The sequence below is a fragment of the Pseudomonas sp. GW460-12-10-14-TSB1 genome, from assembly GCF_017349775.1.
Taxonomy (GTDB): Bacteria; Pseudomonadota; Gammaproteobacteria; order Pseudomonadales; family Pseudomonadaceae; genus Aquipseudomonas; species Aquipseudomonas piscium.
The window spans coordinates 24,122-44,719 of record NZ_JACNAC010000044.1; the positions used below are offsets into that span (position 1 = coordinate 24,122).

The following is a 20,598-nucleotide window of genomic DNA, read 5'->3' on the forward strand; positions in this document are numbered from 1 at the left end:
TCAAAATCACGTGTTTCTACACTCTGAAGAACGTCCAGACTGCGTCGGCGTATGCCCGTCAGGAACATGGAAGTCTACTGAACGGTACCCCCCGGAGAATCCTCAATGAGCAGTGTTGTTGCTACCGTCAAAAGCATTGTTGGCCAAGTTTTCGTCGTATCCCCTGAAGGGGTTCGCCGCGTACTCGTTGAGGGTGATCGCCTGTACGTAGGCGACCAGGTCGATACCGGCCTGGCGGGCGCCGTCAGCCTGGAACTGGCCGATGGCCGGACCCTGGACCTGGGCCGCGAGACCCAATGGAGCGGCAGCGCTCCGGACTCCAGCACCGACCTGGCCGAGGCCGCCGAGCAAGCCGCGCCGTCGGTCGCTGAGCTGCAGCAGGCAATCGTCGCCGGCGCGGACCCGACCACCGAGCTGGAAGCCACCGCGGCCGGCCCGACCGCCGCGGGTACCGGTGCAGCTGGCGGCGGCCACAGCTTCGTGATGCTCGACGCCACGGCGGGCCGGGTCGACCCGACCATCGGCTTCCCGACCGCAGGCCTCGGCGCGGCGGGAACCGCAGCGCAAGACACCACCGGCGCGCTGACCACCGATGACAACAGCACTACCACCGAGATCCTGCGCGACTCGACCCTGACCCTGAGCGCAACCCCGACCATTACCGAAGCCGGCGGCGTGCTGGTGTACACCGCCACGCTGACCCAGGCGCCGCTGACCGGCCTGACCATCACCCTGTCCAACGGCTCGGTGATCGTGATTCCGGCCGGGCAACTGACCGGCACCATCAACGTCCCGATGGCACCGAACGACACCGTCTACAACGACCCGAAACAGATCAGCGTGGGCGTCACCGGCACCACCGGCGGCGGTGGCCTGGTGGTGACCGTCGACCCGACGCCAGCCGTCACCCAGGTCACGGACACCGTGGATACCACCACTGTGACCCTGACCGCGGGCTCCAGCGTGACCGAGGGTGGCCAGATCACCTATACCGCGACCCTGACCAACCCGGCGCAGACCCCGGTCACCGTGACCCTGTCCAATGGCTCGACCATCACCATCGACGCCGGCCAGACCGTCGGCACCGTGGTGGTCGACACCCCGCCGAACGATGTCTACAACAACGGCAGCACCGTCAGCACCAGCATTACCGGCGCTACCGGCGGCAACTTCGAGAACCTGGTACCGAACCCGACACCGGCGGTGACCACCATCACCGACTCGCCGGACACCACCGGCCTGACCCTGACCGCCAACGGCACAATCGTGGAAGGTGGCCAGATCACCTACACCGCGACCCTGACCAACCCGGCGCAGACGCCGGTCACCGTGACCCTGTCCAATGGCTCGATCATCACCATCGAAGCCGGCCGGACCGTCGGCACCGTAGTGGTCGATACCCCGGCCAACGACGTCTACAACAACGGCAGCACGGTCAGCACCAGCATTACCGGCACCACCGGCGGCAACTTCGAGAACCTGGTGCCAGACACCACGCCAGCGGTCACCACCATCACCGACTCGCCGGACGCCACCGGCCTGACCCTGTCGGCCACCGGCACAGTCGTCGAAGGTGGCCAGATCACCTACACCGCGACCCTGACCAACCCGGCGCAGACCCCGGTCACCGTGACCCTGTCCAACGGTTCGACCATCACCATCGACGCCGGTAAAACCACCGGCACCGTGGTGGTCGATACCCCGGCCAACGACGTCTACAACAACGGCAGCACGGTCAGCACCAGCATTACCGGCGCCACCGGCGGCAACTTCGAGAACCTGGTACCAAGCACCACGCCGGCACAGACCACCGTGACCGATTCGGTGGACAATACCGGCCTGAGCCTGACCGCTACCGGCACCGTTGTGGAAGGCGGCCAGATCACCTACACCGCGACCCTGACCAACCCGGCGCAGACTCCGGTTACCGTGACCCTGTCCAACGGCTCGACCATCGTTATCGAGGCTGGCAAAACCGTCGGCACCCTGGTGGTCGATACCCCGGCCAATGACGCCTACAACAACGGCAGCACGGTCAGCACCAGCATTACCGGCGCCACCGGCGGCAACTTCGAACAACTGACGCCCGACACCACGCCGGCGCAAACCGTCATCACCGACTCGGTGGACGACACCGGCCTGAGCCTGTCGGCCAGCGGCTCGGTCGCCGAAGGCGGCTCGATCGTCTACACCGCCACCCTGACCAACCCGGCCGGCACGCCTGTCACCGTGACCCTGAGCAACGGCGCGGTAATCACCATCGCCGCCGGCGCGACCACCGGCTCGGTGAGCGTTGCCGCGCCTGCCGACGACGTCTACAAGGACGCCGGCAAGGTCGAAGCGACCATCCAGGACGCCACCGGCGGCAACTTCGAGAATCTGGTGCCAAGCACCACGCCAGCGGTGACGGGCATCACCGACACCATCGATACCTCGACGGTTTCGCTGACCGCTACTCCGTCTGTGGCTGAGGGCGGCACCGTGGTGTACACAGCGTCCGTGACCGCTCCAGTGACTGGCTCGCCTGTAGTCGTGACCCTGTCCAATGGCCAGACCATCACCATTCCGGTCGGCGAGTCTTCCGGCACCGTCAATATCACGGCACCTAACGATGCCCTCGCTGGCGGCAGCTCCCTGAGCGCGACCATCACCGGTGCGACTGGCGGCAACTACGAGAAGCTGGACGTCGACGGCAAGCCTGCCGAGACCTCGGTTACCGATACTCCGGACACCACCAACCTGAGCCTCAGTGCGACCGATACTGTGGCTGAAGGCGGTTCGATCGTTTACACCGCGACACTGACCAATGCTGCGGGCACGCCAGTGACCGTGACTCTGTCGAACGGTGCAGTGATCACTATCGCTGCGGGCGCCACCACGGGCTCCGTGACTGTCGCCGCCCCGGCTGACGATGTGTACAAGGACGCAGGCAAAGTCGAAGTCAGCATCAAAGAGACCGCTGGCGGTAATTTCGAGAACCTCGTTCCGAGCACTACCCCAGCCGTTACTGACGTGACCGACACCATCGACACCAGCACTGTTTCGCTGACGGCCACTCCGTCTGTGGCTGAAGGTGGCGTTGTCGTTTACACCGCCTCCGTAACGGCTCCGGTCACTGGTTCGCCTGTCGTGGTCACTCTGTCGAATGGCCAGACCATCACCATTCCTGTGGGCGAGTCCTCCGGCACCGTAAACTTCGTCGCCCCGAACGATGCCCTGGCTGGCGGCAGCTCCCTGAGCGCGACCATCACCGGTGCGACCGGCGGCAATTACGAGAAGCTGGACGTCGACGGCAAGCCTGCCGAGACCTCGGTTACCGATACTCCGGACACCACCAACCTGACCCTCAGCGCGACCGATACTGTGGCTGAAGGCGGTTCGATCGTTTACACCGCGACACTGACCAATGCTGCGGGCACGCCAGTGACCGTGACTCTGTCGAACGGTGCAGTGATCACTATCGCTGCGGGCGCCACCACGGGCTCCGTGACTGTCGCCGCCCCGGCTGACGATGTGTACAAGGATGCAGGCAAAGTTGAAGTCAGCATCAAAGAGACCGCTGGCGGTAATTTCGAGAACCTCGTTCCGAGCACTACGCCAGCCGTTACTGATGTCACCGATACCATCGATACCAGTACCGTTTCGCTGACGGCCACTCCGTCTGTGGCCGAAGGCGGCACCGTGGTGTACACCGCGTCCGTGACCGCGCCAGTGACCGGTTCGCCGGTAGTGGTCACCCTGTCTAACGGCCAGACCATCACCATTCCTGTGGGTGAGTCGTCCGGCACTGTTAATTTCACTGCACCAAACGATGCCCTGGCCGGTGGTAGCTCCCTGAGCACCACGATCACCGGTGCAACTGGTGGCAACTACGAGAAGCTGGACGTTGATAGCAAACCGGCTGATACCTCGGTCACCGATACTCCAGACACCACCAATCTGACGCTCAGCGCGACCGACACCGTCGCTGAAGGCGGTTCGATTGTTTACACCGCAACTCTGACCAATGCTGCGGGCACGCCGGTGACCGTAACCCTGTCGAACGGTGCGGTGATCACCATCGCCGCTGGCGCCACCACCGGTTCTGTCACCGTGGCCGCACCGGCTGATGACGTTTACAAAGATGCTGGCAAAGTCGAAGTCAGCATCAAAGAAACCGCTGGCGGTAATTTCGAGAATCTCGTTCCAAGCACTACTCCAGCCGTGACCGATGTCACCGACACTATCGACACCAGCACTGTTTCGCTGACCGCTACTCCGTCTGTGGCCGAAGGCGGTACTGTGGTTTACACCGCGTCCGTGACCGCTCCAGTGACCGGTTCTCCGGTTGTAGTGACCCTGTCCAACGGCCAGACCATCACTATTCCGGTCGGCGAGTCTTCCGGCACCGTGAACTTCACGGCACCAAACGATGCGCTGGCGGGCGGCAGTTCCCTGAGCACCACCATCACCGGTGCGACTGGCGGCAACTACGAGAAGCTCGATGTCGACGGCAAGCCAGCGGATACCTCGGTTACCGATACTCTGGATACCACTAACCTGAGCCTGACAGCGACTGATACCGTCGCCGAGGGTGGTTCGATCGTATATACGGCTACCTTGACCAACGCCGCGGGCACACCTGTGACCGTGACCTTGAGCAACGGCGCCGTAATTACTATTGCTGCCGGTGCTACTACCGGCTCCGTCACCGTCGCAGCACCTGCCGACGATGTGTACAAGGACGCTGGCAAGGTTGAAGTCACCATCAAGGATGCCGCTGGCGGCAACTTCGAGAACCTGGTTCCGAGCACTACGCCTGCGGTCACCGACGTGACTGACACCATCGATACTTCGACCGTCAGCCTGACTGCTACACCTAGCGTGGCAGAGGGTGGAGTGGTCGTTTACACAGCCTCCGTCACCGCGCCGGTGACTGGCTCGCCAGTAGTCGTGACCCTGTCCAACGGACAAACCATCACCATCCCTGTAGGTGAGTCGTCCGGCACTGTGAACTTCACCGCACCGAACGATGCATTGGCGGGCGGCAGTTCCCTGAGCACGAGCATCACCGGTGCCACCGGTGGCAACTACGAGAAGCTGGACGTTGATAGCAAGCCAGCAGATACCTCGGTTACCGATACTCCGGACACCACCACGCTCAGCCTGACAGCGACTGACACTGTCGCTGAGGGTGGTTCGATTGTTTACACCGCCACCCTGACCAATGCCGCCGGCACGCCGGTAACCGTGACCCTGTCGAACGGCGCGATCATCACCATCGCAGCGGGCGCTACTACTGGTTCTGTCACCGTCGCCGCCCCTGCGGATGACGTTTACAAAGATGCCGGTAAAGTCGAAGTCAGCATCAAAGAGACTGCTGGCGGTAACTTCGAGAACCTAGTGCCGAGCACTACGCCTGCCGTCACCGACGTGACCGATACCATCGACACCTCGACCGTCAGCCTGACCGCAACCGCGACCGTCGCCGAAGGCGAAACCGTGGTCTACACCGCATCGGTCACTGCTCCAGTGACCGGCTCGCCGGTGGTCGTGACCCTGTCGAACGGCCAGACCATCACCATCCCGGTTGGCGAAAGCAGTGGGTCGGTAAACTTTGTTGCCCCGAACAGCCCGCTGGCAGGCGGCAGTTCCCTGAGCACCACCATCACGGGCGCTACTGGCGGCAACTATGAAAAGCTCGATGTCGACAGCAAGCCTGCCGACACTTCGGTCACCGACACGCCAGATACCACTACCCTCAGCCTGACTGCGACCGATACCGTCGCCGAAGGTGGGTCCATTGTTTACACCGCGACCCTGACCAACGCCGCCGGCACGCCGGTGACTGTGACCTTGAGCAACGGCGCCGTAATCACCATCGCTGCCGGCGCCACCACAGGTTCCGTGACCGTCGCAGCCCCGGCTGACGATGTGTACAAGGATGCTGGCAAGGTTGAAGTCAGTATCAAGGATGCCGCGGGCGGTAACTTCGAGAACCTGGTGCCAAGCACCACGCCTGCCGTCACCGACGTCACCGACACCATCGATACGTCGACCGTCAGCCTGACCGCGACCCCTAGCGTCGCCGAGGGTGGCACCGTGGTTTACACCGCGTCGGTCACCGCTCCAGTAACCGGCTCCCCGGTAGTCGTCACTCTGTCCAACGGTCAGACCATCACCATTCCGGTGGGCGAGTCTTCCGGCACCGTGAACTTCACCGCACCAAACGACGCGCTGGCGGGCGGTAGCTCCTTGAGCACCACCATCACGGGCGCTACTGGCGGCAACTATGAAAAGCTCGATGTCGACAGCAAGCCTGCCGACACGTCGGTTACCGACACCCCGGACACTACTACTCTGAGCCTGACGGCGACTGATACTGTCGCTGAGGGCGGCTCGATTGTTTACACCGCAACCCTGACCAATGCGGCCGGCACGCCAGTGACCGTGACTCTGAGCAATGGCGCGATCATCACCATCGCAGCTGGTGCGACCACAGGCTCCGTCACTGTCGCGGCGCCAGCTGACGATGTGTACAAGGACGCTGGCAAGGTCGAAGCAACCATCCAGGACGCCACCGGTGGTAACTTCGAAAACTTGGTGCCGAGCACTACTCCAGCGGTGACCGATGTCACCGATACCATCGACACTTCGACTGTTTCGCTGACCGCTACTCCGTCCGTGGCCGAAGGCGGCACCGTGGTTTACACCGCGTCCGTGACTGCGCCGGTTACTGGTTCTCCGGTCGTCGTCACCTTGTCCAACGGTCAGACCATCACCATCCCGGTCGGCGAATCGTCCGCTACCGTGAACTTCACCGCACCAAACGACGCGCTGGCGGGCGGCAGTTCCCTGAGCACCACCATCACCGGTGCAACGGGCGGCAACTACGAGAAGCTGGACGTTGATAGCAAACCGGCTGATACCTCGGTTACCGATACTCCGGACACCACCACTCTGAGCCTCAGTGCGACAGACACCGTGGCAGAAGGCGGCTCGATAGTTTATACCGCGACCCTGACCAATGCGGCCGGCACACCTGTGACGGTCACCTTGAGCAACGGCGCAGTGATCACTATCGCTGCAGGCTCAACCACGGGTTCCGTGACTGTGGCCGCGCCGGCCGATGACGTCTACAAAGACGCTGGCAAGGTTGAAGTCACCATCAAGGATGCCGCTGGCGGTAACTTTGAAAACCTGGTGCCAAGCACTACTCCAGCCGTGACTGACGTCACCGACACCATCGATACCTCGACTGTTTCGCTGACCGCTACTCCGTCTGTAGCTGAAGGCGGTGTTGTCGTTTACACCGCCTCCGTGACCGCGCCGGTTACTGGCTCGCCTGTGGTTGTTACTCTTTCCAACGGCCAGACCATTACTATTCCAGTGGGCGAGTCTTCCGGCACTGTGAACTTCACCGCGCCAAACGACGCCCTGGCAGGCGGTAGCTCCCTGAGCACCACCATCACCGGTGCAACTGGCGGTAACTATGAAAAACTCGATGTCGACAGCAAACCTGCCGAGACATCGGTTACTGATACCCCGGACACCACCAGCCTGACCCTCAGCGCGACCGACACCGTGGCTGAGGGTGGCTCGATTGTTTATACCGCCACTCTGACCAACGCTGCGGGCACGCCGGTAACCGTGACCTTGTCGAACGGCGCGGTGATTACCATCGCCGCTGGCGCCACCACGGGCTCCGTGACCGTGGCCGCACCGGCCGATGACGTCTACAAAGACGCCGGCAAGGTTGAAGTCACCATCAAGGATGCCGCTGGCGGTAACTTTGAAAACCTGGTGCCAAGCACTACTCCAGCCGTGACTGACGTCACCGACACCATCGATACCTCGACCGTCAGCCTGACCGCCACTCCTAGCGTCGCCGAGGGCGGCACCGTGGTTTACACCGCATCGGTCACCGCTCCAGTGACCGGCTCGCCAGTCGTGGTCACTCTGTCCAACGGCCAGACCATTACCATTCCGGTGGGTGAGTCTTCCGGCACTGTGAACTTCACCGCGCCGAACGATGCCCTGGCAGGCGGTAGCTCCTTGAGCACCACCATCACTGGTGCAACAGGTGGCAACTACGAAAAACTGGATGTCGACAGCAAGCCTGCCGAGACATCGGTTACTGATACTCCGGACACCACCAACCTGACCCTCAGCGCGACCGATACTGTCGCGGAGGGTGGTTCGATTGTTTACACCGCCACCCTGACCAACGCCGCCGGTACTCCGGTGACCGTGACCTTGAGCAACGGTGCGGTCATCACCATCGCTGCCGGTGCGACCACAGGTTCCGTCACCGTCGCGGCGCCAGCTGACGACGTTTACAAAGATGCTGGCAAGGTCGAAGCGACTATCCAGGACGCCACCGGTGGCAACTTCGAGAATCTGGTTCCGAGCACTACTCCAGCCGTTACTGACGTCACCGACACCATCGATACGTCGACTGTCAGCCTGACCGCGACGCCTAGTGTTGCTGAAGGGGGCGTTGTCGTTTACACCGCGTCGGTGACTGCGCCAGTGACTGGCTCGCCAGTTGTGGTCACCCTGTCTAACGGTCAGACCATTACCATCCCAGTCGGCGCCAGCAGCGGCACCGTGAATTTCGTCGCGCCTAATGACGCCCTGGCGGGCGGCAGCTCTCTGAGCACCACCATCAAGGAAGCTACCGGCGGTAATTACGAGAAGCTCGACGTTGATAGCAAACCGGCTGAAACCTCGGTTACCGACACCCCGGACACCACCACGCTCAGCCTGACGGCGACCGATACTGTCGCTGAGGGTGGCTCGATCGTTTACACCGCAACCCTGACCAACGCCGCCGGCACGCCTGTAACCGTGACTCTGTCGAACGGTGCAGTGATTACCATCGCGGCTGGCGCCACTACCGGTTCCGTCACCGTCGCAGCGCCTGCTGACGATGTATACAAGGATGCCGGCAAGGTCGAAGCGACCATCCAGGACGCCACCGGTGGCAACTTCGAGAATCTGGTTCCGAGCACCACACCAGCCGTTACTGACGTCACCGATACCATCGACACCAGCACCGTTTCGCTGACGGCAACACCGTCCGTGGCCGAAGGTGGCGTTGTGGTCTACACCGCATCGGTCACCGCTCCAGTAACCGGCTCGCCGGTTGTCGTCACCCTGTCCAACGGCCAGACCATCACCATTCCGGTGGGTGAATCGTCCGGTACTGTGAATTTCACAGCTCCGAACGACGCATTGGCTGGCGGCAGCTCCCTGAGCACCACCATCACCGGCGCGACTGGCGGTAACTACGAAAAACTCGATGTCGACAGCAAGCCGGCTGACACTTCGGTTACCGATACGCCAGACACCACCAGCCTGACGCTCAGCGCGACCGACACCGTGGCTGAAGGTGGTTCGATTGTTTATACCGCCACCCTGACCAACGCCGCCGGTACTCCAGTGACCGTGACCTTGAGCAATGGCGCGGTAATCACCATCGCGGCCGGCGCCACCACGGGCACCGTGACCGTGGCTGCTCCTGCCGACGACGTCTACAAAGACGCCGGCACCGTGCAAGCCACGATCCAGACCGCCACCGGTGGCAACTTCGAAAACCTGGTGCCGAGCACTGCTCCAGCCGTTACCGATGTGACGGACACCATCGACACTTCGACTGTCAGCCTGACGGCAACTCCGTCCGTGGCTGAAGGCGGCACTGTGGTCTACACCGCGTCCGTGACAGCTCCAGTAACCGGCTCGCCGGTTGTGGTCACCCTGTCCAACGGTCAGACCATCACCATCCCGGTCGGCGAGTCTTCCGGCACCGTGAACTTCACTGCGCCAAACGACGCCCTGGCCGGCGGCAGTTCCCTGAGCACTACCATCACTGGCGCGACTGGCGGTAACTACGAAAAACTCGATGTCGACAGCAAACCTGCTGACACCTCGGTTACCGATACCCCGGACACCACCACGCTCAGCCTGACAGCAACCGACACCGTCGCTGAAGGCGGTTCGATTGTTTATACCGCCACCCTGACCAACGCTGCTGGCACTCCGGTAACCGTGACCTTGTCGAATGGTGCGGTCATCACTATCGCGGCCGGCGCCACCACCGGTACGGTGACCGTGGCTGCTCCTGCCGACGACGTCTACAAAGATGCCAGCACCGTGCAAGCCACGATCCAGACCGCCACCGGCGGTAACTTCGAGAGTCTGGTGCCGAGCACTACGCCGGCGGTCACCAACGTGACTGATACCATCGACACCTCGACCGTCAGCCTCACCGCGACCTCGAATGTGGCCGAAGGCGGTACCGTGGTTTACACCGCGTCGGTCACCGCTCCGGTGACTGGCTCACCAGTCGTGGTCACCCTGTCCAATGGCCAGACCATCACCATTCCGGTCGGCGCCAGCAGCGGCACTGTGAACTTCGTCGCGCCTAACGATGCCCTGGCGGGCGGCAGCTCCCTGAGCACCACCATCACCAACGCCACCGGCGGCAACTACGAAAAATTGGCGGTCGACAGCAAGCCTGCCGATACCACCGTGACCGACACCCCGGACACCACCAACCTGTCGCTCAGCGCCACCAGCACCGTGGCCGAAGGTGGTTCGATCGTTTACACCGCGACCCTGACCAACGCCGCGGGCACTCCGGTGACCGTGACCTTGAGCAACGGTGCGGTGATCAACATCGCCGCTGGCGCCACCACGGGTACCGTAACCGTGGCCGCTCCTGCCGACGACGTCTACAAAGACGCCGGCACCGTGCAAGCCACGATCCAGACCGCCACCGGCGGCAACTTCGAGAACCTGGTACCAAGCACTGCACCGGCTGTGACCAACGTCACCGATACCATCGACACCTCGACCGTCAGCCTCACCGCGACCTCGAATGTGGCCGAAGGCGGTACCGTGGTTTACACCGCGTCGGTCACTGCGCCGGTCACCGGCTCGCCGGTCGTCGTCACTCTGTCCAATGGCCAGACCATCACCATTCCGGTCGGTGCCAGCAGCGGTACTGTGAACTTCGTCGCGCCTAACGATGCGCTGGCGGGCGGCAGCTCCCTGAGCACCACCATCACCAACGCCACCGGCGGCAACTACGAAAAACTGGCGGTCGACAGCAAGCCTGCCGACACCACCGTGACCGACACCCCGGATACCACCAACCTGTCGCTCAGCGCCACCAGCACCGTGGCCGAAGGCGGTTCGATCGTTTACACCGCGACCCTGACCAACGCCGCGGGCACTCCGGTGACCGTGACCTTGAGCAACGGTGCGGTGATCAACATCGCCGCTGGCGCCACCACGGGCACCGTAACCGTGGCCGCGCCGACCGACGATGTGTACATCGACGCCGGCAACGTCAGCGCCAGTATCGCCGGCACCACCGGCGGCAACTTCGAGCACCTGGTGCCAAGCACCACGCCGGCCGTGACCAGCGTCACCGACACCATCAATACGACCACTGTGAGCATCAACGGCAGCACCTCGGTCACCGAAGGCCAGGCCGCGACCTACACCGTCAGCCTGACCAGCCCGGCGCAAACCGAGGTCACCCTGAAGATCAGCTACAGCGGCACCGCCGCCGACGGCTCGGACTTCACCGGTGTGTACACCGTGAAGATCCCGGCCGGCGCCAGCAGCGCCAGCTTCAACGTCGCCACCATTGACGACAAGATCACCGAGAGCACGGAAAACTTCGTGGTCAAGATCGACTCGGCCACCGGCGGCAACTTCGAGAACCTGGTGGTCAGCGGCACCAACGGCAGCGTCACCACCTCGATCATCGACAACGATGCGCCACCGGTCCTCGACCTGGATGCCAACAACTCCAGCGGCGCCACCGGGGCCGACTACAAGGTGACCTTCACCGAAAACACCCCGGGCGCGGGCGTGTCGATCGCCGACACCGACCTGAGCATCACCGATCCGGACAGCACGATGCTGACCGGCGCCACCATCGTGCTGACCAACCGTCAGCCGGGCGATGAGCTGAACCTGGGCACCAGCGTCAACGGCATCACCATCAATGCCAACAGCCAGGCGGGCACCATCACCCTGACCCTGTCCGGCAATGCGACGCTGGCCGACTACATGCAGCAGATCAAGAACATCACCTTCACCAACAGCAGTGAGGACCCGAGCACCACGCCGCGGACCATCACCGTGACCGTGACCGATGGCAGCAACTACTCCAACGTCGCCACCACCACGGTCAACGTGGTGGCGGTGAACGACGCGCCAGTGGCCACCGGCGGCGCCGTGACCGGCACCGAAGACACCGCCCTGACCCTGACCTGGGCCACCTTCGGCGTCAGCGACGTCGACAGCCCCGCGGCCAGCCTCGGGGTGAAAATCACCCAGCTGCCGGGCGACGGCAAGCTGCAATACCTCGATGGCTCGACCTGGAAGGACGTGGCCACCAACCAGACCTTCAGCAAGGCCGATATCGATGCTGGCAAGCTGCGCTTCACCCCGGATGCCAACGAGTCGGGTGTTGACGGCTACAACGGTAGCGGCGTGGGCAACCAGCAGGCCGACTACGCGCAGATCAAGTTCCAGCCAACCGACGGCCAGGCCCTGGGCAACACCGGCACCGTGAAGATCGACATCACCCCGGTGGCCGATGCGCCGACCCTGGACGTGGCGAGCAACAGCGTGAACTCCATCGGCCTGCTCAAGGAGTCCTGGAGCAGCCTCAGCGGCCTGGGCACCAACGGCAACGGCATCACCGGCGATGCGCTGAAAACCGTCTTCAACAACTCCGGCAACCCGACCAGCAGCTCGACGGTGACCAATGCCCAGTCCGACGCCAGCGTGACCGGCGGCAGCGGCTCGAAAACCTCCGGCCTGATTTACCTGGAAGCCGGCAAGACTTACAGCTTCAGCGGTGTCGGCGACGACAGCCTGCTGATCACCATCGGCGGCAAGAACGTGGCCACCGCGACCTGGGGGGCCGGCGGCAGCATCAGCGGTTCGTTCACCCCGACCACCAGCGGCTACTACACCCTGGACATCTACCACGCCAACCAGAGCGGTCCGGGCAGCTATGACGTCAACCTGTCGGTCAATGGCAGCACGCCGGTCGACCTGAGCAGCGCCAACATCCCGATGTACCCGAGCGAAACCGCGCTGAACAATGCCGGCGTCACCCTCTCCGAGCTGCACGGCAGCAACGGCGAAGGCTACTACGACGGCTACAAGCTCAACGAAGGTGCCGAGGGTGGCAGCGTCAAGCTGTCGAAGATCACCACCGCCCTGACCGATACCGACGGCTCGGAAAGCCTGAGCGTGAAGATCGGCGGCATTCCGGCAGGTTCGGTGCTCAGCGATGGCGCCGGTCATACCTTTACCGCCAGCGCCAGCGTCGGCGAGGTCAATGTCACCGGCTGGAACCTGGGTACGCTGACGATCACCCCGCCGTCGCACTACAACGGCTCGTTCAACCTGACCGTGACCTCGACCTCCACCGAGTCCCTGGGCGGTTCAGCCAGCAGCACCGCGCAGATCCCGGTCACTGTGTACCCGGCGACCTACAGCGCCAGCGTCGCCACGGCGGGCGACGACAACTTCGTCGGCACCGAGGGCAACGACATCATGGTCGCCGACGTCGCCGGCCTGAACGTGGTGCAGGGCAAGAACTACAACATCGCGTTCATGGTCGACAGCTCGGGCAGCATGAGCGATGCCTCGCTCGCCGCCGCCAAGAACTCACTGACTACGGTGTTCAATACCCTGAAGAACAGCCTGGGCAGCAGCACCTCGGGCACCGTGAACATCTTCCTGGCGGACTTCGATACCCAGGTCAACAAGCAGATCTCGGTGAACCTCAACGATCCGAACGCCCTGACCCTGCTCAAGTCGGTCCTGGACTCCATGGCGTCCGGCGGCGGCACCAACTACGAGGACGTGTTCAAGACCACGGCCAACTTCTTCCAGAGCAGCGCGGCCACCAGCAATACCAACGCCACCAACCTGACGTACTTCATTACCGACGGCAAACCGACGTACTACCAGTCCGGCGAGCAGACCAACCCGATCCTGTACGGCAGTGTCAGGCTCGACAGTGTGATCACGACCAGCAACTATCAGTTGGGCGATACCGTTCGCCTGCAACCGGACAGTACTCACCTGATCGATATCAACAGCAGCGGCAGCGTCACGGTCTGGACGCAGGCCTGGGGTAGCTGGTCCAGTTACAACGCCGGCACCCTGCACGCCCAGGGCGATGGCACCTATGAGCTGTCCAGCCTGGCCGGCGCGGGCAGCTACACCAACAACGCCACCACCACCAACTCCAACAGCGGCTTCGCCCTGCTGAGCAACCTGTCGCAGGTGGAAGCGATCGGCCTGAACAACGACGTCAGCCTCAACGACCTGAGGCCGTACGACACCGACAGCACCCCACAGACCAATATCGACCCGTCGAACCTGGCCGACGCCATCCTTGGCCATACCGAAGCGACCATGCCGGGCGCCGACACGGTCAACGGCGGCAACGGCAACGACATCCTGTTCGGCGACCTGGTGAGCTTCAACGGCATCGCCGGCGAGGGCTACCAGGCCATGCAGGCCTTCGTGGCGCAGAAGACCGGCGTGGCCGCGAGCAGCGTCACCACCAGCAACGTGCACCAGTACATCACCGAGCACTACACCGACTTCGATGTCTCCGGTGCACATGACGGCAATGACACGCTGCTGGGCGGCGCCGGCAATGACATCATCTTCGGCCAGGGCGGCAACGACCTGCTCGACGGTGGCAAGGGCAACGACATCCTGTTGGGCGGTACCGGCAACGACACGCTGATCGGTGGCGCGGGCAATGACATCCTGATCGGCGGCTCGGGTGCCGACACCTTCGTCTGGAAGGCTGGCGATACCGGCAACGATGTGATCAAGGACTTCAAGGCCAGCGAAGGCGACCGTATCGACCTGCGGGACCTGTTGCAGGGCGAGAGCGCCAGCACCATCGACAACTTCCTGAAGATCACCACGGTGGACGGCACCTCGACCCTGCAGGTCAGTTCCGAAGGCAAGCTCAACGCGGCGGGCGGTATCGCCAACGCGGACGTGACGATCAAGCTGGAAGGCAACAACTGGTCCAACACCAACATCAACTCGCTGATCGCCGGTAGCGACCCGACCATCAAGATCGATCACAACAACAGCTGATCCAGGGTCGACCGGCCACCCGCCCTGGGTGGCCGGTTGTTCCCACCGTGACGATTTTGCCGCCACGTCGCATACTCGCGACCAAAGCGCGCCGTTGGCCTATGCTGCTGACAGCATGATGCCGGACCATATTTCGAGGGATTCCCCATGTTCTACGTGCAACGCGATGCACAGGGCCAGCTGGTTCGCGTGGAGCCCGCACCTTACGCCGAGGCCACGGAAACACTGCAGGCCGACCACAGCGAGATCCAGCAGTGGTTCGCCAACGAGGTGGTGGAAGTCAGCCTGAAACAACTCAAGCAGAGCGACCTGGAAATGATCCGGGTACTCGACGACTTGATTCAGGTGCTGACCAGCAAGGGCGTGATCCGCGTCACCGACCTGCCACCGGCGGCCCAGGCCAAGCTGATGGACCGGACCCAGGCGCGTGAAGCGCTGGGCGGCCTGAGCCACCTGATCAACGACGACGAAACCGGCCTGATCTGATCCGTCGTCGGCCAGCGGTTCCCGCCTCTACCGCGGGAGCCGCTGGCCGGCGCTCTTCGTGCAGCGCCTCAGCGCCAGGGGGCGGGCTCACCGAACAGGCGGCCCTGGACGCCGTACAGGCCCATCTCGCGAATCACCTGCAACTCCCCTTCGGTTTCCACGCGCTCGGCAATCAGCGGCAGGTCGATGCTGTGGGCGGCGCGCTGGATGGCTTCGATAAACAGGCGCTTGTCGCTTTCCTGGTCGATGTCGCGGATGTAGCTGCCATCGATCTTCAGGTAGGCCAGGCCCAGGCGCGCCAGGTTGCCGATCATGCTGAAGCGCCCGCCGAAACGCTGCAGGCTCAGGGAGAAACCCAGCTCGCGCAGGCGTCGGGTCAGCTGTTCCAGCAGCGCCTGTTCAGGCAACTGCTCTTCGCCGATCTCCAGGGTCAGGCGCGGCCCCAGGTTGGCGTGCTGGCGCAGGATCTCGAACACCTTGTTCAAGGCCTGCGGATCGGCCAGGGTCGCGGCCGACAGGTTCAACGCCAGCGAGTCCTGATGCTCGGTCATCTGCTTGAGCACCTGTTCGAGCATCAGCAGGTCCAGGCGCGAGGTCCAGCCAAAGCGCTCCAGCCACGGCAGGAAGCGCCCGGCGGCAATGGTCTGGCCCTGCTCGTCGAGCAAGCGCGACAGCACCTTGTAATGCAGCACCAGCTTGGTATCCCGGGTCGCGACCACCGGCTGGAAGTACAGCTCGAAGCGCTGCTGGCCCAAGGCCCCGTCCAGCAGGGTGTGCCAGGCGTGATGGTCGTCGCCGATGCTGGCCGCCGCGCCATGCTCCAGGCAGGCCCAGCTCGTATCGCCCTGGGCTTCGGCCTGGGCCAGGGCCTGGTCGCCCAGGCTCAGCACCGCCTGCGGCGAGTCGCCATGGACGAAGGGCGCCAGGCCGATGGAGGCCACGGACGCCACGTCGGTGGCACCAGTGGCGTGCAGGCTGGCCAGGGCATTCTCCAGGTTTTGCGCCAGTTGCAGGGCCTCTCCGCGCACCAGCCCCGGCGCCAGCACGGCAAACTCGCCACCGCGGATACGGGTCACCAGGTTGTGGGTTTCCGGGTAGCGCGCGCACTCACGCTGTAATTGTTCGCCCACCGCCTGCAACAGCTGGTCGGTGCGCTGCCCGCCCAGGCGCTGGTTCAGGCCGGCCAGGTCCTTGACCCGCAGCAACAGCAGGTAGCCGGAGCTGGCCTGCTCCGGGTTGCTCACCCGGGCGTTGAGCTGCATCTCGAAGTAACGGCGGTTGGCCAGGCCGGTCAGGTTGTCCTGATAGGACTCGACCCGCAGCTTTTCGCTGCGCTCGGCCTGTTCCTGGAACAGCGCCTTGAGCTTCTCCACCATCTGGTTCATCGCCTGCACCACGCGGCGCAGTTCCGGCGTACGCGGCAGCTCGGGCAGGCTGAGGAATTCGCGGCGGGCAATGGCGTGAGATTGCTGCACCATGTAGTCCAGCGGCTTGAGCTGGCGCCGCAGCAGCAAGGCCCCCAGCACCGCGCTCACGGCACCGCACAGCAGCAGCCAGCCGAGGCTGCCCAGGGCGCTTTGCCAAAGCTTGGCGACGGCGAACATCGGGTGGCTGACCACCTCGACCCGCGCCGCCTGTTGCCAGCCACGGCTGACCAGGGCGTCGCCGCCGGCCGGCTCCAGGCCGATCAGCTTGACGAACCAGTCCGGCACATCGCTGACCTCGGGCGTGCCGCTGCGCTCGACCATGACCTCTTCGGTGACCTGGTTGATCACGCGGATGCTCGAGTAGTAGCCGCTGTCGAAAATCGAGCTGACCATCAGCTCGACCATCGCCGGGTCGTCGATATTCGGAGTCAGGGACAAGGCCAGCGCCGTGGCCGCGTCCTGGGCATGGGAACGCAGCTGGTTGACGTACTGGGTCCGCGAACTTTCCAGGCTGACCATGAAGCTGCCGCTGAAGGCGACCACCAGGAACAGACAGATTGCGATCAACAGTTGTTTGAACAAAGACATCTGAGCTCGTGCTCCTAGTGAGTCGTCTCGACCGGAAAACCTTCGGCCTGCATTTTCTTCAACACGTCCTGCCACCGGGACAGGCGCTTGGTGTCACCGACTTTCTTGTTGCCCTTGCCGGGCAGCCACAGGCCCTCGGCGTTGAAGGAGTACACCGGCAGCAGGTCGGTACGCTGGCTGGCCGGCTGGATGGCGTCGATCAGGCTGTCGAGGACCAACGGCATGGCCTCCGGGCTTGAATAGTAGGTCAACACCATGTGCGCGCGGTTCTGGCGCAACGCCTTGACGTAGGTGATGCGCAGCTTGTCACTGGAAACACCGAGGTGACGCAGGCTGAAATACTTGGCGATCGCATAGTCCTCGCAATCGCCGGCGCCCTTCCACAGAGCCTCGACCGGGGTTTCCCAATAATCCACCTGACGCCACAGGTCGATGTCCTCCACGTAGCGCATGTTCTTGTTGAAGAACAGGTTGACCACCCTGAGCTGTTCCATCTCGCTGGCCTGATTCTGGGTCGCCAGCAGTTGCTGCCAGGCGTCGATGCGCTTCTGACCTTCGCCCAGCGGCCCGTACAGCGCCGTGGCGCGGCGGCTGATCTGCGAAAAGTCCCAATCGGCCTGCAGACCGCCCAGCAGCAGGCCGGCCAGCAGCAGCGCCGAAAACAGCCAGCGCAGGGTCCGAGAAAGAGCTAAACGTGCCGCCAATGCGAAGAGTCCATGGGAGCTGTCGTGGGTCGAAGGATGGTGCAGGTTGGTCCGCCAAAAGACAATGGCACCTTACAATCACAGCCCCTCTGGAGACGCTAAGCTGAAAGCAGGGACCTGTTCGTTTATCGGCCAGTGCTTGAGCGGCAGGAGGGCTGCCCCGAGAATCAGCGCCGGCAAAGCCATGACAGGGCTCAGACGGCTGGTTTGACAAGCTGCAGGGCGCTATCTAGCGTCCATTGGATCCAAATCTCATAGAAAACAGGATAGCGTTAACGTGACAGAAAAACCGAGGCCCTTGAGCAAGATCGCAGTCAGCGGGCCAATCCCCGCCCACCTCGCGCGCTCGGTGATCGAGGAAACCCTGCGCGCGGCGATTCTCGACGGCCGCCTGCCCAGCGGCACGGCACTGCGCCAGCAGGATCTGGCCGACCTCTTCGGCGTCAGCCGCATGCCGGTGCGCGAGGCCTTGCGCCAGCTCGAAGCGCAATCGCTGTTGCACGTGGTGCCGCACAAAGGCGCGGTGGTCGCCGAGCTGATCGGCTATGACGCGGTGGAAACCTACGGCCTGCGCCTGCTGCTGGAACTGGAGGCGCTGCGCCTGTCGATCCCGCTGCTCGACGCCGCGGACATCGCCCAGGCCCGCGGCTATATCGCCCAGCTGGAAAGCGAAACCGACCACGCCGAAATCGGCCGTCTCAATCGCCTGTTCCACATGTCGCTGTACCACCGGGCGCCGAACCAGAAGCTACTGCGCCTGATCGAACTCGAATTGAACGAGGAGGAACGCTTCTTGCGGTTCCATCTATCCTCCATGGGCCTGGGCAAGCTGACCCAGGACGATCACAACGCCATGACCGACGCCGCCGAGGCCAAGGACGTCGAACGGGCGGTGGAGGTGCTGCGGGGCCATCTGGAAAAGGCCGCGCAGACCATTCGCAACTACCTCGAACGGTCCGCCGAGACCTGACAGTGGTAACGGCGGCATGACGCGGCCACGATGCAACACTCAATGACCGGCACACCGGCTTAAGGAAAAGCAGTGCACGCGCGCAATGACAAATGGCTGATGGTGCTCAACTCCGGCGAGCCGGCGAAAACCCGACTCATCTGCTTTCCGCAGACCGGCGCGGATCCGGAACAGCTGCGCAACTGGTCCACGGGGCTGGCCGGGCACATCGAGCTGGTGCTGGTGCGACTGCCCGGGCACGGTAGCCGCCAGGCTGAAACACCGCTCGACGACTGGCCGCGGCTGCTGGCCGATACCTTCTCCGCGCTGCGCCCGCTGTTGGCCAAGCCCCACGCCCTGTTCGGCCATGGCCTGGGCGGGATGCTGGCCTACGAAACCGCCAAGCACGCCCAGGCGCACTACCCCGGCCAGACCCGCCACCTGTTCATTTCCGCCTGCCGCAGCCCCGACTACCCATCGCCCCGGCCAATGCTGCACGTGCTGCCCACGGCGCCCTTCCAGGAAGCCATGCTGTCGCTGGGCGCCACGCCGATCGAAATCCCCCGCGACCAGGCCAGCCGGGACCAGTACGAGACGCTGCTGCGCGCCGACCTGAAGCTGTTCGAATCCTGGCGCGATCTGTCGAGCGGCAACCTCGACATTCCCCTCACCGCCCTCTATGGCAGCGAGGACCCGCTGGCCCCCGCCAGCAACATGGCCAACTGGCGAGAGTTCACCCGTCGTGAGTTCGAGCTGATCGAGGTGGCCGGCAATCACTTCTTCATCAAGTCCCAGCGCCAGCGCCTGCTGCAGATCATCAATACCCACCTGGGCCTGCTCGGCGAATAATCCGCCGTCTTCCTCCTCCGCTCCTGCCCTCACAGGCCTGCCGGCGATGGCTCAGTCGCCGATTTGGGCTCACTCTTGCTGTCGCCGACTGAAAAAGGGACGTGAGCGGCACGCAGACTTGCCCGCACACGTCGATCTGCAGACCCACGCAAGGAGCCCAGCGACTGGAGGGCATGACCGGGATCGGCTCCCGCATGCCTTCTCCCAGATATTCAATGACTTCAACTCAGCGCTTCGAAGTTTGCTTCGAGTGAGGCATTCACTCAGCGTTAAAAATTCTGACTTATATAAGTTGGAAGGGGCAACTTCATCCCAACAAAACTTGAACAAGAAGTTTTGCAGCAACTTGTCGCGCGACAAAAATACAAGTTTTAAAAGTATTGCAAAAACAACTTGATCGACACTTACCCCTGTATTAGTTTTTTCTTCGTCGACGTTAAAGCAACGTCGA

General features: G+C 63.3%; 6 protein-coding genes. 4 read left to right on the forward strand and 2 right to left on the reverse strand.

The features are described 5' to 3' along the window. Positions 1 to 105: 105 nt before the first annotated feature. Positions 106 to 15,144: a LapA family giant adhesin gene (locus tag J4D52_RS22155; RefSeq protein WP_102677661.1), complete on the forward strand. Its 15,039-nt coding sequence runs from the start codon at positions 106 to 108 to the stop codon at positions 15,142 to 15,144. A 147-nt stretch (positions 15,145 to 15,291) separates the two neighbouring features. Continuing rightward, on the forward strand, positions 15,292 to 15,630 hold the full coding sequence (locus tag J4D52_RS22160) for a hypothetical protein (protein ID WP_025808575.1): 339 nt from the start codon (positions 15,292 to 15,294) through the stop codon (positions 15,628 to 15,630). Positions 15,631 to 15,698: 68 nt separating this feature from the next. Here the strand turns inward: J4D52_RS22160 and lapD are convergent, their stop codons facing one another. Together lapD and lapG are read right to left on the reverse strand one after the other, a co-directional pair. Continuing rightward, on the reverse strand, positions 15,699 to 17,645 hold the full coding sequence (lapD, locus tag J4D52_RS22165) for a cyclic di-GMP receptor LapD (protein ID WP_102677662.1): 1,947 nt from the start codon (positions 17,643 to 17,645) through the stop codon (positions 15,699 to 15,701). 14 nt (positions 17,646 to 17,659) lie between these two features. Further along, positions 17,660 to 18,349, reverse strand: coding sequence for a cysteine protease LapG (gene lapG, locus J4D52_RS22170; RefSeq protein ID WP_025808577.1), 690 nt, complete (start codon positions 18,347 to 18,349; stop codon positions 17,660 to 17,662). 277 nt (positions 18,350 to 18,626) lie between these two features. Between lapG and J4D52_RS22175 the strand changes: the two genes are divergently transcribed. Both J4D52_RS22175 and J4D52_RS22180 read left to right on the forward strand, forming a co-directional pair. Next, positions 18,627 to 19,319 (forward strand): GntR family transcriptional regulator, encoded by a 693-nt coding sequence (locus J4D52_RS22175; protein WP_102677663.1) that lies wholly within the window; start codon positions 18,627 to 18,629, stop codon positions 19,317 to 19,319. Positions 19,320 to 19,391: 72 nt separating this feature from the next. Beyond that, positions 19,392 to 20,147, forward strand: coding sequence for a thioesterase II family protein (locus J4D52_RS22180; RefSeq protein WP_053276881.1), 756 nt, complete (start codon positions 19,392 to 19,394; stop codon positions 20,145 to 20,147). The last annotated feature ends 451 nt before the right edge of the window (positions 20,148 to 20,598 follow it).

Coding starts and splice junctions, on each gene's coding strand:
- J4D52_RS22155 (WP_102677661.1), top strand. CDS start 106: ATGAGCAGTGTTGTTGCTACCGTCAAAAGCATTGTTGGCCAAGTTTTC.
- J4D52_RS22160 (WP_025808575.1), top strand. CDS start 15,292: ATGTTCTACGTGCAACGCGATGCACAGGGCCAGCTGGTTCGCGTGGAG.
- lapD (WP_102677662.1), bottom strand. CDS start 17,645: ATGTCTTTGTTCAAACAACTGTTGATCGCAATCTGTCTGTTCCTGGTG.